This window comes from Aphanothece sacrum FPU1, from assembly GCF_003864295.1.
GTDB lineage: Bacteria > Cyanobacteriota > Cyanobacteriia > Cyanobacteriales > Microcystaceae > Aphanothece_B > Aphanothece_B sacrum.
Window position 1 is genome coordinate 14,144 of the sequence record NZ_BDQK01000016.1, and the last position, 14,274, is coordinate 28,417.

Genomic DNA, 14,274 nt, shown 5'->3' on the forward strand with positions numbered 1-14,274 from the left:
TCTTGTTAAATTAAGGTTAAGAAATAATAGAAAATTAACAGAAAATGCTAAAGACAAATCAGCTAATTCTGTGATAAAAATCTATTATTTCAAAGGGTAAACTGTATGCTATGTTACAAAATCTCGGAAGGTGGATTACGGCGCGGACAGGAAAACTAGATTATAATTCACAAATTATGACCCGCGCCTAACCCACCCTACGATATATAAGATTTTATCACCACAGGTACGGGAGAGGGACTTCTCCGAGAATTCTGTTAAGAAAGAAAAAAGTGTAATTCTGTCCCGACAGCCCGTTAATATCCCTATAATGATTAATTAAAGATGACGGTTAAGTGACTACCCTATGTCAAAAATTGAAACTAGAACCGAACCCATGGTACTCAACATGGGGCCTCATCATCCCTCAATGCACGGGGTATTACGTCTAATTGTCACCCTAGACGGGGAAGATGTAATCGACTGTGAACCCGTAATTGGTTATCTCCATCGAGGGATGGAAAAAATTGCTGAAAGTCGCACCAATATCATGTACGTTCCTTACGTTAGTCGCTGGGACTACGCTGCAGGAATGTTTAATGAAGCTATCACCGTTAACGCTCCCGAAAAATTGGCGGATATTGAAGTTCCTAAACGGGCCCAATATATTCGGGTGATCATGTTGGAATTAAACCGCATCGCTAACCATTTATTGTGGTTAGGGCCTTTTATGGCAGATGTGGGGGCGCAAACTCCCTTTTTCTACATTTTCCGAGAACGGGAGATGATTTATGATTTGTGGGAAGCTGCATCAGGAATGCGTTTAATTAATAATAATTATTTTCGCATTGGTGGTGTAGCTGTTGATTTACCCTACGGTTGGATTGATAAATGTGAAGACTTTTGTGATTATTTTCTCCCTAAAGTTGATGAATACGAGAAATTAATCACGAATAACCCCATTTTCCGTCGTCGGGTTGAAGGAGTAGGAACCGTTACCCGCGAAGAAGCGATTAACTGGGGACTTTCTGGCCCGATGTTACGAGCATCTGGGGTACAATGGGACTTACGAAAAGTCGATCATTACGAGTGTTACGATGATTTCGACTGGGAAGTTCACTGGGAAACCGCCGGAGACTGTTTTGCTCGTTATCTCGTCCGTATTCGGGAAATGCGCGAGTCAATTAAAATCATTTATCAAGCGTTAAAAGGCATTCCAGGGGGCCCTTATGAAAACTTGGAAGCTAAACGGATGATGGAGGGCAAAAAATCCTCCTGGAATGATTTTGAGTATCAGTATGTGGCCAAAAAAGTCGCCCCTACCTTTAAAATTCCCACCGGAGAACATTATGTTCGCATGGAAAGTGGTAAAGGAGAATTAGGCATCTTTATAGTTGGTAATAATGATATTTTCCCCTGGCGATGGAAAATTCGCGCTCCTGATTTTAATAATTTGCAAATTTTACCTCACATACTTAAAGGGGTAAAAGTGGCGGATATTATGGCTATTTTGGGCAGCATTGATGTTATTATGGGTTCGGTTGACCGTTAACGATTGACCATTCATAATTAGGTAGTAGAGGGGATTTATTCCTCTCTTTTTTTGCCTAAATAAAAAACTTTCGGGGTCAACGGCCGTTGACCCCTACTTAAATTAATTAAGGTTCTACCGAACCTAGAATATAAAACTATTAGAAATTATACGTTTAAACCCGCTCATGGTTAAGCTATAAAGACAAAACCCGCCTACGCGGGTTTAATTTAGCCCCCTTCGGGAGGCTTTGTTCATATAGCATCAGACTTTAGTCTGTGGTGTAGACGTTTAAATTAATTGTCATAATTTAAAATTTCCCTATCGATTTAAATTACTTGCAATATTCTATCTTTTTTGACACTATAAGTAGTCGGACATAAATAAAGAATGCTGTGTTAAGAGATATTAAGGAGATTCAAAGCGTTTTGGCGTTGCCTATTGCCTGTTGCCTAACCTCACCGTTAACTTTAATTTTGTCCAACTACTTAGCTGTTGCAAAATGCTATGATTGATGCTGATAGTGACATCAATCATCACATCATGACCCAACCAACCGTTCGCACAACCATTACCCTTCCTGAAGAACTCTTAAAAGCGACTGATTTAATGATCACTCAAGGCAAAGTCAAGAGTCGCAATGAATTTATTGCTCAGGCATTACGACACGAATTAGCTGCTCTCAAACAAGCTGAAATTGACGCAGCACTGGCGGAAATGGCGCAAGATCCCGATTATCATACAGAAGTATTAAGGATGGAAGCCGAATTTACCACAGCCAGTTGGGAAGCATTTCAATTAGGGGAATCTCAATCGTGAAACGAGGAGAAGTCTATGATGCTCGTCTCGAACCCGTCGAAGGGTCTGAACAAGGGGGGACTCGTCCCGTTATTATTGTTAGTCGTGATGTTATCAACGCCTACAGTCCGGTCGTCTTAGCTATTCCCTGTACCACCTATCAACCAAGAAAACGAGTCTATCCAACTCAGACTTTGATTCGTGCCAATGATGGGGGATTAACTAAAGATTCCATTGCTATGGCTGACCAAGTAAGAGTTCTCTCGAAAACTCGCTTGAGTCTGTTACGAGGAACCCTTAGTAATGAGGTAATGCAACAACTTAATCTAGCTCTCTTAATTGCTTTGGATTTACTTGAATAATTTGCTCATTATAATATATGACCGAAACCTCTCAAACCCTTCAATTACCAAGTCATGAAAGTGCGATATCTTTAGCTGGAATAGGCGAAGAAAACCTTAAATTTTTGTCTCGTCATACGGGGGCAAATTTAGTATTACGGGGTCAAGAATTGCGTATTTATGGACTTGAAAAACCAGTCGAACGGGCCTTAAAAGTAGTGCGATCGCTGCAACCTTATTGGCAAGAAGGAAAAAGCATTTCTCGGCCTGATTTAATGACCGCTTTTCAAGCTTTAGATACAGGTAGAGTGGAAGAATATAAAGACATACAAACATCAATTTTAGCTCGTACTCGTCGCGGTGAATTAATTCGGGCAAAAACCTTTCGTCAACAACAATATATTAAGGCTATTCAAACTCATGATATCACCTTTTGTATTGGGCCAGCCGGAACTGGTAAAACTTTTTTAGCGGCAGTTTTAGCAGTCAAAGCTTTATTAAATGATGACTATGAAAGGTTAATTTTAACTCGTCCAGCAGTTGAAGCAGGGGAAAAATTAGGCTTTTTACCAGGAGATTTACAACAAAAAGTTAATCCGTTTTTACGCCCTTTATATGATGCTTTATATGAATTTATTGATCCACTAAAAATTCCCGATTTAATGGAACGAGGACAAATAGAAGTGGCCCCATTAGCATATATGCGTGGACGAACTTTAAGTAATGCGTTTGTCATTGTAGATGAGGCACAAAATACCACACCAGCACAATTAAAAATGGTCTTAACTCGCTTAGGTTTTGGCTCAAAAATGGTAGTAACAGGAGATATTACTCAAACTGATTTACCAAGTCATCAAGAGTCTGGTTTAGTAGTAGCAAGAAAAATCTTAAAATCAGTGGAAGGAATCGCATTTTGTCAATTTTCTCAAGCGGATGTGGTGCGTCATTCTTTGGTACAAAAAATTGTAGAAGCCTATGAAAAATTTGAAGTTTAATTAAATACTAATTTGTTTCAATTTGTGTTTGTTACTAATAATAATCTTTTTATTTAATTTATTTTTGAAATTCTTTCTTTTATCCATTGACGAAAAGCTTTGATAACTTTATTTCGCCCTATTATTTTACTATCTCTTAAATAGCTCATTATTACTGAAATCGGTATATCTGGAAAAATAGAACTTTGTGAAACTTCTATATATTCTCCATTTTCTAATACATTAATTTGTATATTTTCTCCTTCAATTCTCCATAGTTCTGCTACTCCTAAAGCTGCATAAATTAGAGGATTAGTTCGAGAAGTTATATCAATTTCAATCGCTAAATCAGGGGGCGGGTCTATGCTTAGATCAATTCTTTTTTTGCCTCTAATAATTGCTTCATTTTGAATATAAAAACATTGATCAGGTTCAATCCCTTTACTCATATTCTTATTTTTAAAGGTTGTGGAACCAAGGGTTCTAAATTCAATTTCTAATTCTTCTAAAAGTGCTTTGGTTAAATCTCCTAAAATTTCTTTATCATCTTCATGTTCAGGTAAGGGTGTCATAATTTCTAGAATTCCATTATCATAAGTTAAACGAAATGCCCGATGTTCTCCTAATTCTGTTACAATATTTTCAAATTCAGTCCAACTTATATTGTCTAATAAAACTCGTTGTCCAGGAGGAATATTTAGTTGTCTGAGTTGTAATGTTACCATAAGTTTAAACCGTTTTTTAAGGTACTTAAATGAATCTGCCTACTTGGATTACTTTATCCCGTTTATTAGGATTACCTTTTCTTTTTTATTTCTTAAATCATCCTACTCCATTATATCGCTGGATAAGTGTTACTATTTTCTTAATAGGAGCAGCAACGGATTGGGTTGATGGTTATGTAGCCAGAAGACTCAATCAAGTCACAGAATTAGGCAAATTTCTTGACCCTTTAGTAGATAAATTATTTGTCTTAGCTCCTTTATTGAGTTTACTTCAATTAGGAGAAATTTCTCCTTGGGGAGTCTTTTTAATTTTAGGTCGAGAATTAATGATCGCGGGATGGCGTGTCAATCCTAATTTAAGTGGAAATACCAGCATTCAAGGAGCAAATATTTGGGGAAAATTAAAAACAGTAAGTCAAATTATCGCTATTACTATATTAATTGCTCCCCGTCCTTCTAGTTGGAATTTGCCCAGTATAATTATGTTTTGGGTATCAGTTATACTAACGTTAGTCTCTGGAATAATTTATCTATTACCTCCAAAAGATACCCATTCTGAATCAGAATGAGATTCCTTACTTTTGGAATCAGAAAAAGTCTTAAATTCAGAAGATACAGAGTTTTGAGGTTGTTTAAATTCTTCAACTTTTAAAAGTATAAGATATTCATAAAAAGCTTGAAGGGTACACCAAGCAAATCCGGCCTTACCGTCTAAAATCCCTCCTAAAATAAAATACATATAAAACCAACGGACTAGAGGTCTAAAAGGTATCCGTAAAGATAAATCTTTTAAAGCACGTCGTCTTTCTACTTCCGAAGAACCAAATAATAATTTTTTCCAACTAACCCCCCCTTTTTCTAATTGATAAAGGGTTTCTTTGGCCTCATCAGTAGAGTAACGGTTATGTTTTTCAATCCAACGACTTAAGCCTTTACTACAGGTATAATGAGGGTAAGTTTCTTTAATAAAACTGACCGGACCTGCATAAACTTCTCTTTCTGTATGGCCATAGTCATCAAACCAAACTTGATCCTTTTTAAATAATCGCATTTGATAGCGAGGATATTGCGTACTACGACGAATCCAACTTCCCATAAACATAACTCGTTCAGCTACATAATAACCAATAGCTTCTTCTCCAAGACTTGCTTTAAGACATTCGGCAAATAATTCAGGAGTCATGCGTTCATCAGCTTCTAAAAGATAAATCCATTCATATTTAGTACATATATTTTTTAACATCCAGGTTCTTTGTTTTCCATGACTTTCAAACTTATTTTGGAAAATTTGAACCGGATAAAGTGAAGCAATTTCTACAGTGCGATCGCTACTAAAAGAATCAACAACAATGACATCATCTGAGAGAGAGATAACGGACTCGATACACTCAGCAATATCAACTTCTTCATTATAGGTCAGGATATAAATTGAAATCATTAAGGGTTGGGCTGGTTATTTAATCTAAGGGTTTATGGTTTAAGGGCTGTTTATTCGCTAAAAATTAAGTCTATCAGCTAGTTTATCAAGGTATCTCTGGTTTGTCTCAATTTTGTTAAAATTTATCTGTCTTGCTAAAATTAAAGTCAAAAGTTAATTAAAGGAGTTAATCCCTTGAATCAGTCCAATTATGTCCCTATTTGTTTAAGTTTGTTGACAGTTCCTTTTTTGTGTGGTTTGTTGGTGGTAGAGTCTCTAAGACGCGAACTGCTCGAACTAGGACAAGCGAGTGAAGAAGTGTTTCGGGGCGATCGCTTACCAATTCTCAACTTTCCTGAGCCTAGCTCAAACCCATAAGTTTCTTAAGGTATTCTTAAATTTATTAAGATTATCGGGTGAATAACTCCCAAACCAAACAAGAATCGGTAAAATGATGAAGTTCGTTCTGGTGAGTTCTTCGTTAGTTATCATTGTTCCCAAGAAAAAATGACTAGAGAATAACAAGATTAATTAATCTAGAATAATCAGCAACGACACCCTAAAAATGTCCTTGAGGCCGCTATGAGTCCCCTCCTTGAATCATCTCAATCTATTGTTGAAGACGTTAATATTTTCTCCACATCCGATCTATTTTTGCGCCACTGTCTCAAATTAGTTGAAGATTTATGGGAAGCGGTGTTACAAGTTGAATGTGGACCGGAATTAGTTAATTTACTGAAACGCTTGCGGAAAATTTGCTCTCCTGAAGGACAAGTTACCGATATCACAGAAACCTCCATTAATGAACTCATTGAAGGACTAGAACTTAATGAGGCCATTCGGGCGGCCCGGGCTTTTGCTCTTTATTTCCAGTTAATTAATATTGTTGAACAACATTATGAACAACGGGATCAACAACTGACTCGGCGGGCCACCTACCAAGATTCCGAGATAGAAAATACTCAAGAAACCCCAGAAACAACTATTAATGGTTCTATAGGGGTAAATTTACTGGAAAAAAGCTTTGTGGGTGGGGATACGACCCAAGAAACCGCCGGAACCTTTCATTGGCTATTTCCCCAACTCAAACAACTTAATGTTCCCCCACAACAAATTCAACGACTTCTCGATCAACTCGATATCCGTCTGGTCTTTACGGCCCATCCTACGGAAATTGTGCGCCATACCATTCGACGCAAACAACGGCGTATTGTCAATATTCTGCGGCGTTTAGACCGGGCTGAAGAAGCTTTTCGCGGTATGGGCTTAACTTCCTCTTGGGAGGCTCAATCAGCCAAAGAACAACTCACAGAAGAAATTCGTCTTTGGTGGCGTACCGATGAATTACATCAATTTAAACCCAGTGTACTAGATGAAGTAGATTACACCCTACATTATTTTAATGAGGTGTTATGTGAGGCCTTACCGGAACTGTCCAAACGACTGCAACAGGCTTTAAAAGCCTCTTTTCCTTGGTTACGTTCCCCAACGAGTACCTTTTGTCGCTTTGGTTCTTGGGTAGGAGGTGATCGCGACGGCAACCCCTTTGTGACTCCAGAGGTGAGTTGGCAAACGGCCTGTTATCAGCGCAATATGATTCTCAAGAAATATTTAGACAGGATGTTTGAACTCAGCGAAGTTTTGAGTCCTTCTCTTCATTGGAGTAATGTGTCTCAAGATTTGCTTGATTCTTTAGAACGCGATCGCGTCAAAATGCCCGATATTTATGATGAACTGGCTATCCGTTATCGTCAAGAACCTTATCGCTTGAAACTTGCGTATATTCAAAAACGCTTAGAGAATACCCGCGATCGCAATAATCGTTTAGCCAACCCGGAACAAAGACAACTACTGTTTGAGAAAACAGAACAGAATATCTATCGGTCTGGGGCAGAATTTTGGGAAGAATTACAACTGATTAAACGAAATCTCGAAGAAACTGGACTAAATTGTCAAGAATTAGATCATTTAATCTTCCAGGTTGAGATTTTTGGCTTTAATCTCACTCAATTAGATTTTCGGCAAGAATCTTCCACTCATGCCGAAGCGATCGAAGAAATCGCCAAATATTTAAACATTTTGCCTAAACCTTATCGTCAACTCTCAGAGGCAGAAAAAATCAATTGGTTAGTCCAAGAACTACAAACCCGTCGTCCTTTGATCCCTATGGGGAAACCCTTTGAAGGGAAAACAGATGAAACCATTGAAACTCTACGGATGTTGCGTTATTTGCAAGAAGAATTTGGCTTAGAAATTTGTCAAACTTATATCATCAGCATGACCAATGATGTCAGCGATGTCTTAGAAGTGTTGTTATTAGCCAAAGAAGCGGGATTATATGACCCTGCTACTAGTAGCATTTCTATTCGCATTGTACCTCTATTTGAAACCGTAGACGATTTAAGACGGGCCCCAGAAATTATGGAGGCTTTATTTGCTTTACCTCTTTATCGGGCCGCTTTAGCTGGAGGTTACGACAAACTCTCAGAAAGTCAAAAAAATATCCCATCTCATCCTATGACGATCGTCACCCTTCACCCGACAGATCTTCAAGAGATTATGGTGGGATACTCTGACAGTAACAAAGATTCAGGGTTTCTCAGTAGTAATTGGGAAATTCACAAGGCACAAAAAGCCCTGCAAAGTGTGGCCCAACCTTATGGCGTTGATTTAAGATTGTTTCATGGACGAGGAGGATCAGTTGGTCGTGGGGGTGGCCCAGCTTATGCGGCGATTTTAGCCCAACCAGCAGGAACGATCAATGGCCGTATTAAAATTACGGAACAAGGGGAAGTATTAGCCTCAAAGTATTCTTTACCAGAATTAGCTCTTTATAACCTAGAAACCGCTACAACCGCCGTGATACAAGCGAGTTTATTAGGGAGTGGGTTTGATGATATTGACCCTTGGAATGAGATTATGGAGGAATTGGCCAGTTTGGCCCGTCAAGCTTATCGGGGACTGATTTACGAACAACCGGATTTTCTCGATTTCTTCTTATCTGTGACCCCTATCCCCGAAATTAGCCAGTTACAGATTAGTTCTCGACCGGCCCGGCGAAAAAGCGGAAAAGGCGATTTAAGCACTTTACGGGCTATTCCTTGGGTGTTTAGTTGGACACAAAGTCGTTTTCTCTTACCTGCTTGGTATGGAGTAGGAACAGCATTAGAGAAGTTTCTAGAACAAGAACCGGAAGAAAATTTAACCCTGTTGCGTTATTTTTATCTAAAATGGCCCTTTTTTAAGATGGTTATTTCTAAGGTGGAAATGACCCTTTCTAAAGTAGATTTAGAAATAGCGCATCATTATGTCAGAGAATTGTCAAAACCTGAAGATTTAGAACGATTTGAGGTAGTATTTGCACAAATTTCTGAGGAATATTATCGGACTCGTGATATCATTCTGAATATTACGACTCATCAACGGTTACTTGATAGTGATCCTAGCTTACAACGTTCGGTTCAACTACGAAATGGAACTATTGTGCCTTTAGGATTTTTACAAGTTTCTTTGTTGAAACGGTTACGTCAGTATACGCAACAAGCTGAGTCGGGAGTTGTTCACTTTCGTTACTCTAAAGAAGAGTTACTCAGAGGGGCATTATTAACTATTAATGGTATTGCTGCGGGAATGCGTAATACGGGTTGATCTTTAAGATGGGAACAGGGGCATAATTATTATGTCTCTACAATTGATTATCGTAGGGATTTAACAGAGTTAAATCCTTTATAATTAAAGAATAAATAAAAAACTCTCCGATACAATTTTAAAGGGAGAAGATGTGATTCCAGATTTTACTTTAGCCTTAAAAATATTACTCTAAATTTGAATATAAGGAGAGCAATAAAATGCTGACTCAAACTGAAACCAAATATTACACAACCGAAAAATATTTAGAATTAGAAGAAATTGCTGAATATAAGAATGAATATCATAATGGAGAAATTATTCCGATGGTAGGTGGAACAACCAATCATAATCAAATTTGCCTTAATTTTTGCCGCAAATTTCCTTTGACTATTAATAATCAAGATTATTATGTTTATATGGAAGGGATACGTTTATGGTTATCTGAACATAACTTTTATACTTATCCTGATGTCATGGTGATTAAAGGTGAACCTATTTATCATGGAAAGGGAACTTCAAATATTACTAATCCTTTAATTATTATTGAGGTTTTATCTAAATCTACTCAAGGTTATGATCGCGGAAATAAATTTCAATATTATCGTTCCCTACCCACTTTTCAAGAATATATTTTAATTGATCAATATAGTTATACAATAGACCAATATATTAAACAATCTGAAGATAAATGGTCACTAAATTTTTATACCGGAGAAAATGTTATTTTCAAGTTATCTTCTGTTGATTGGGAAATTTCTTTAAAAGATTTATATCAACGAGTTAACTTTGAATTAATAGAAGAAGAATAGAAAAGAACAAAGGAGATCAATAAAATGCTAGTTCAAACTGAAACCAAATATTACACAGTCGAAGAATATTTAGAATTAGAAGAAACTGCCGAATATAAAAATGAATATCTCAATGGAGAAATTATTCCGATGGTAGGTGGAACAACTAATCATAACAAAATTGCTGGAAATTTTTACAAACGGTTTCCTTTGACTATTAATAATCAAGATTATGATATTTATATGGAAGGAGTGCGTTTATGGTTATCTGAACATAACTTTTATACTTATCCTGATGTCATGGTGATTAAAGGTGAACCTATTTATCATGGAAAGGGAACTTCAAATATTACTAATCCTTTAATTATTATTGAGGTTTTATCTAAATCTACTCAAGGTTATGATCGCGGAGATAAATTTCAATATTATCGTTCCCTACCTACTTTTCAAGAATATATTTTAATTGATCAATATAGTTATGCAGTAGACCAATATATTAAACAATCTGAAGATAAATGGTCACTGAATTTTTATACCGGAGAAAATGGAATTTTAAAATTATCTTCTGTTGATTGGGAAATTTCTTTAAAAGATTTATATCAACGAGTTAACTTTGAATTAGTAGAAGAATAAAAAAGTTAACTAGGGAAAAAGAGGCAACATAAGGAAAAGTATTGAAGTCAATAGGATGAGGACATAATGATATTATGTCCCTATAATCGATTGTGGTAGGGGTTTAACACCGTTAAATCCTGTATGATCTGACATTGTTGACTTGGCACAAAACCCAAGACAACTCCGTCGAAAGCCTTGAAAGGAGGAAAACTGCTGCATGAAAACCCTATTGCGTAACTGTTGGTATGTTGCCTTACCTAGCCAAAAACTGAAACCAGGTAAAATGGTTCATAAAAAAATGTTAGGCGAACCCGTTTTAGTGGGACGGCGTAAGGATGGGGAAGTTTTTGCCATGCGTGACATTTGTCCCCATCGAGGTATACCCCTACAGTATGGATGGATGGATGGAGATGACGTATGTTGTCGTTATCATGGTTGGCAATTTAGTACAAATGATGGACGTTGTAGCCTAATTCCTTCTTTAACAGAATATGATGACTTAGATATTAGTCGTATTCGGGTTCCTACTTATCCCTGTCGAGAAGTTCAAGGGAATATTTGGGTTTATTTTGCCGAAGACACCAAAAAAGAAATTGATCTTGCAACTATTCCTCCAGTGCCGACTATTCCTGATTTTGGCAAAATTGAGCCAGGAATCTCGGAAATTATCCATTTTAATTGTCATATGGATCATGCTATCATTGGGTTAATGGACCCTGCTCATGGCCCTTATATTCATAGTTCTTGGTGGTGGCGTAGTGGCCGCCGTAAGTTTACAGTAAAAGAAAAGCTATATGAACCTGTACCCCAAGGATTTCGTCTAGTTCCCTATGATATGCCCGTCAGTGCGCGTCCTTATAAGATTTTAGGCAATAAGGTCTCTATTGAGATTGTGTTTGAGTTGCCCAGTGTTCGTACAGAAATTTTAAGAGGCGATCGCTATTCTGCTTGTTTATTGACGACTATTACTCCCATTGATGAAACCCAATGTGAGGCATTTCAAAGTATGTATTGGACAATTCCTTGGATGGGTGCATTCAAGCCGTTATTAAGCTTTTTAACCCGTAAATTTCTCTACCAAGATCGAGATGTGGTGATTCAACAACAAGAAGGGTTGATGTATGATCCGGCTTTAATGTTAATTGATGATGCGGATACTCAAGCAAAATGGTATTTTCGTCTTAAACAAGAATATCAAAAAGCTCAAGCTGAAAACCGACCCTTTAAAAATCCTGTGGAACCCAGAATATTACGGTGGAGAAGCTAATTTAACAGTTATCAGTTATCAGTAAAAAGTTTTGATAACTGTTCAGGTGTTCACTGATTTAAAAACCCACTCAATTAAAATGCTTGTATCCATTCCTTAATCTCATAATCTGTCCAGATTCCATTTTTCCAATAAGGATCATTTTCGATTAATTCTTTAATCGTTTCTCGGTTCTCAGCTTCATAAATACCAAAGACTTTTGTGTTATCTTTCGTGGGGCCAAGGGTAATTAAAATTCCCTGTTCTTTTTGTTTACTTAAACCGTCTAAATGCGCTTGACGGTAAGGTGTCCGTTTTTCCAAGGCATTTTCGCAATAGCTACCGAATAAGATGTATTTTGGCATAATTAAATCTCAATGAAATAGTTTAGGTTTTTTGTAGGGGTTTAACACTGTTAAACCCTTATGAATAGTGGGCATAATAATAACCACTGACTTATCAGGGGCATAATAATATTATGCCCCTACAGGATAACCTAATGTTACCCTTGATGTATGGAAAGTAAAGGATAGAAAACATTATCCAGAATTAACGGCGACGCTTCAGACTTAATCCCCCTAAACCTAAGCTAATTAATCCGATTATAGCACTCGGTTCTGGAACAGTTTGCCGTGGGACAAAATTAGAAACGTCTCCCTTAAAAGAATAGAGATAAGTAGGAATTAAAACCAGTCCTGAAGGACAGTTAGCATTGAGAGCAACCTGACGATCGGCATTATCGATTAAGTTAGTACAGACATTGGTTTGAATGCCATTCGGATTATCTTGAGTCACACTATAATCATTATCTGATCCTAGCAAAATTGTGTAACTACCATCATTTAATTTAGGGCCAATTGTCAATCCTTCAATTTTTTCGGGAATTACTTGGCCAGCATTTTGTAACTGGCTTTGAATATCCAAAAACAATGTTTTAGCAACAGGAGTAATTCCTCCTAAATTGTTAGTTCCAGTTAGAGAGGTATTACTAACATCTGTTGCTCCTGTAAGATCAATTTTATAAACTCTTTTACTGGCAACAGGATTATTAGCAACACCCGCTACGGTAGGAGAAGCAGGAGCATCAACCCCGATACCTCGGTTATCTCTTTCAATGATTAAAAATTCATTGTTATTAATAGCAGTAATTGCACTAATACCAATACTGCGCCCTTGTTGATTGGCATCAAAAGGAGAAGAATTACCAACATTAAGAGCAGCAATATCATCTAATTGGTAGATATATTGAGCGGTACTATTACCAGTAGCCGTATCAAATTGAACGATTCTGAGATTACGACTGTAGCGACCATCATTATTACTATTACCTGGATTTTGTCCTTCATTTACTAAAGGATCTTGTAACATAGCGAATAATTTTGTGCCATCAGGAGTAATAGCTAATCCTTCAAAACCCCGATTATCTTGACGACCATTACTAACACCATTAGGATTACTATTCGTTACTCTACCATCAACGTAATTAGTTGTCCCATTACTTTGTTTAGGAATTAGATTAATGGGGTTAGTATTAGCGTTAGCATTTGGAGTATTAAATGCTCTGATAAAGCTTCCTTGAGGATTGAATTCATATACAGAAGGGCCATATTCATCAGAGACATAAAAATTGCCATTGGAAGCAACAACAAATCCTTCAGAATCAAAACTTAAGCCGAGATTTGCACTATTACCATTTAGGAGTCGAGGATTTAATCCATTGAAGTTTTGACCATCCTTGGTAAAGAGAATCGTATCAACTAAGTTGAAATTGCTAATTGCTCCCGTATTAGGATTAACATTAAGGGTAAATTTTTGCACTCTAGTATCATAAGATAGAACACCACCACCAGGGCCGCGATCGCTTAAACCATAATAAAAGTTACTGGATCTATCATAGTACAAATCAGAAAAGAAACCCCCCAGACGATTTCCATTTGCACCAGTCGGTTGACCACTTAAATCAGTCGTATCCCCTGGAATAACAATGGTATTTACTAAAGAGACAGCTTGAGCAGCATTAGGAATTAAACTAGATAGAATTAAGGAACTCCATAACAAAGGGAATAACGGTTTAATTGGCATATTTCCAAAAAAGGTTAGGTTTTCACATAAAAACCCTAATCTATTTAGATTAAGGTTTGTTTAGGAACACCTTCGTGATTTATCATAGATTAATCTATGATAAAATAAACAAAATGAGCGAGTCTCCTGTAAATGATGATGCAGTACC

14 protein-coding genes are annotated in these 14,274 nt (G+C 37.1%); 10 read left to right on the plus strand and 4 right to left on the minus strand.

Annotated features, from left to right (window positions below):
• The first annotated feature begins 346 nt into the window (after window positions 1–346).
• The 4 genes from AsFPU1_RS18095 (at window position 347) to AsFPU1_RS18110 (ending at window position 3,644) form a co-directional block, all read left to right on the plus strand.
• A complete protein-coding gene (locus AsFPU1_RS18095) occupies window positions 347–1,531 on the plus strand; it encodes an NAD(P)H-quinone oxidoreductase subunit H (protein ID WP_124977156.1) in 1,185 nt (394 codons plus the stop codon).
• A 522-nt stretch (window positions 1,532–2,053) separates the two neighbouring features.
• A complete protein-coding gene (locus AsFPU1_RS18100) occupies window positions 2,054–2,329 on the plus strand; it encodes a ribbon-helix-helix domain-containing protein (protein ID WP_124977158.1) in 276 nt (91 codons plus the stop codon).
• Window positions 2,326–2,670 carry a type II toxin-antitoxin system PemK/MazF family toxin gene (locus tag AsFPU1_RS18105; protein WP_124977160.1) on the plus strand — a complete coding sequence of 115 codons (345 nt, stop codon included), beginning with the start codon at window positions 2,326–2,328 and terminating at the stop codon, window positions 2,668–2,670. Before AsFPU1_RS18100 ends, AsFPU1_RS18105 begins: the two co-directional genes overlap by 4 nt.
• 17 nt (window positions 2,671–2,687) lie before the next feature.
• The gene (locus AsFPU1_RS18110; RefSeq protein ID WP_124977162.1) at window positions 2,688–3,644 is read left to right on the plus strand and encodes a PhoH family protein; all 957 of its coding nucleotides are present in this window, start codon (window positions 2,688–2,690) and stop codon (window positions 3,642–3,644) included.
• A 53-nt stretch (window positions 3,645–3,697) separates the two neighbouring features.
• On the opposite strand, the gene AsFPU1_RS18115 is transcribed toward AsFPU1_RS18110, so the two are convergent.
• Window positions 3,698–4,348, minus strand: a complete 651-nt coding sequence (locus tag AsFPU1_RS18115; RefSeq protein WP_124977164.1) for a Uma2 family endonuclease — start codon at window positions 4,346–4,348, stop codon at window positions 3,698–3,700.
• A gap of 29 nt (window positions 4,349–4,377) precedes the next feature.
• On the opposite strand from AsFPU1_RS18115, the gene pgsA reads away from it, so the two are divergent.
• Window positions 4,378–4,917, plus strand: a complete 540-nt coding sequence (gene pgsA / locus AsFPU1_RS18120) for a CDP-diacylglycerol--glycerol-3-phosphate 3-phosphatidyltransferase (RefSeq protein WP_124977166.1) — start codon at window positions 4,378–4,380, stop codon at window positions 4,915–4,917.
• On the opposite strand, the gene AsFPU1_RS18125 is transcribed toward pgsA, so the two are convergent.
• The gene (locus AsFPU1_RS18125; protein WP_125061162.1) at window positions 4,875–5,786 is read right to left on the minus strand and encodes a glycosyltransferase family 2 protein; all 912 of its coding nucleotides are present in this window, start codon (window positions 5,784–5,786) and stop codon (window positions 4,875–4,877) included. The genes pgsA and AsFPU1_RS18125 overlap by 43 nt on opposite strands.
• 174 nt (window positions 5,787–5,960) lie before the next feature.
• Between AsFPU1_RS18125 and AsFPU1_RS18130 the strand changes: the two genes are divergently transcribed.
• From AsFPU1_RS18130 to AsFPU1_RS18150, 5 genes are all read left to right on the plus strand, one after another.
• Entirely contained in the window at window positions 5,961–6,143 is a 183-nt protein-coding gene (locus AsFPU1_RS18130; RefSeq protein ID WP_124976908.1) for a hypothetical protein, read from the plus strand.
• Between the two features lie 204 nt (window positions 6,144–6,347).
• Window positions 6,348–9,413, plus strand: coding sequence for a phosphoenolpyruvate carboxylase (gene ppc, locus AsFPU1_RS18135; protein ID WP_124976910.1), 3,066 nt, complete (start codon window positions 6,348–6,350; stop codon window positions 9,411–9,413).
• A gap of 200 nt (window positions 9,414–9,613) precedes the next feature.
• On the plus strand, window positions 9,614–10,204 hold the full coding sequence (locus AsFPU1_RS18140; protein WP_124976913.1) for a Uma2 family endonuclease: 591 nt from the start codon (window positions 9,614–9,616) through the stop codon (window positions 10,202–10,204).
• Window positions 10,205–10,228: 24 nt separating this feature from the next.
• Window positions 10,229–10,816, plus strand: a complete 588-nt coding sequence (locus AsFPU1_RS18145) for a Uma2 family endonuclease (protein WP_124976915.1) — start codon at window positions 10,229–10,231, stop codon at window positions 10,814–10,816.
• A gap of 199 nt (window positions 10,817–11,015) precedes the next feature.
• On the plus strand, window positions 11,016–12,065 hold the full coding sequence (locus AsFPU1_RS18150; protein WP_124976918.1) for a Rieske 2Fe-2S domain-containing protein: 1,050 nt from the start codon (window positions 11,016–11,018) through the stop codon (window positions 12,063–12,065).
• 74 nt (window positions 12,066–12,139) lie between these two features.
• Here the strand turns inward: AsFPU1_RS18150 and AsFPU1_RS18155 are convergent, their stop codons facing one another.
• Together AsFPU1_RS18155 and AsFPU1_RS18160 are read right to left on the minus strand one after the other, a co-directional pair.
• Window positions 12,140–12,409: a YciI family protein gene (locus AsFPU1_RS18155; protein ID WP_124976920.1), complete on the minus strand. Its 270-nt coding sequence runs from the start codon at window positions 12,407–12,409 to the stop codon at window positions 12,140–12,142.
• A 184-nt stretch (window positions 12,410–12,593) separates the two neighbouring features.
• Window positions 12,594–14,126 carry an esterase-like activity of phytase family protein gene (locus tag AsFPU1_RS18160; RefSeq protein ID WP_124976922.1) on the minus strand — a complete coding sequence of 511 codons (1,533 nt, stop codon included), beginning with the start codon at window positions 14,124–14,126 and terminating at the stop codon, window positions 12,594–12,596.
• Window positions 14,127–14,274: the final 148 nt, after the last annotated feature.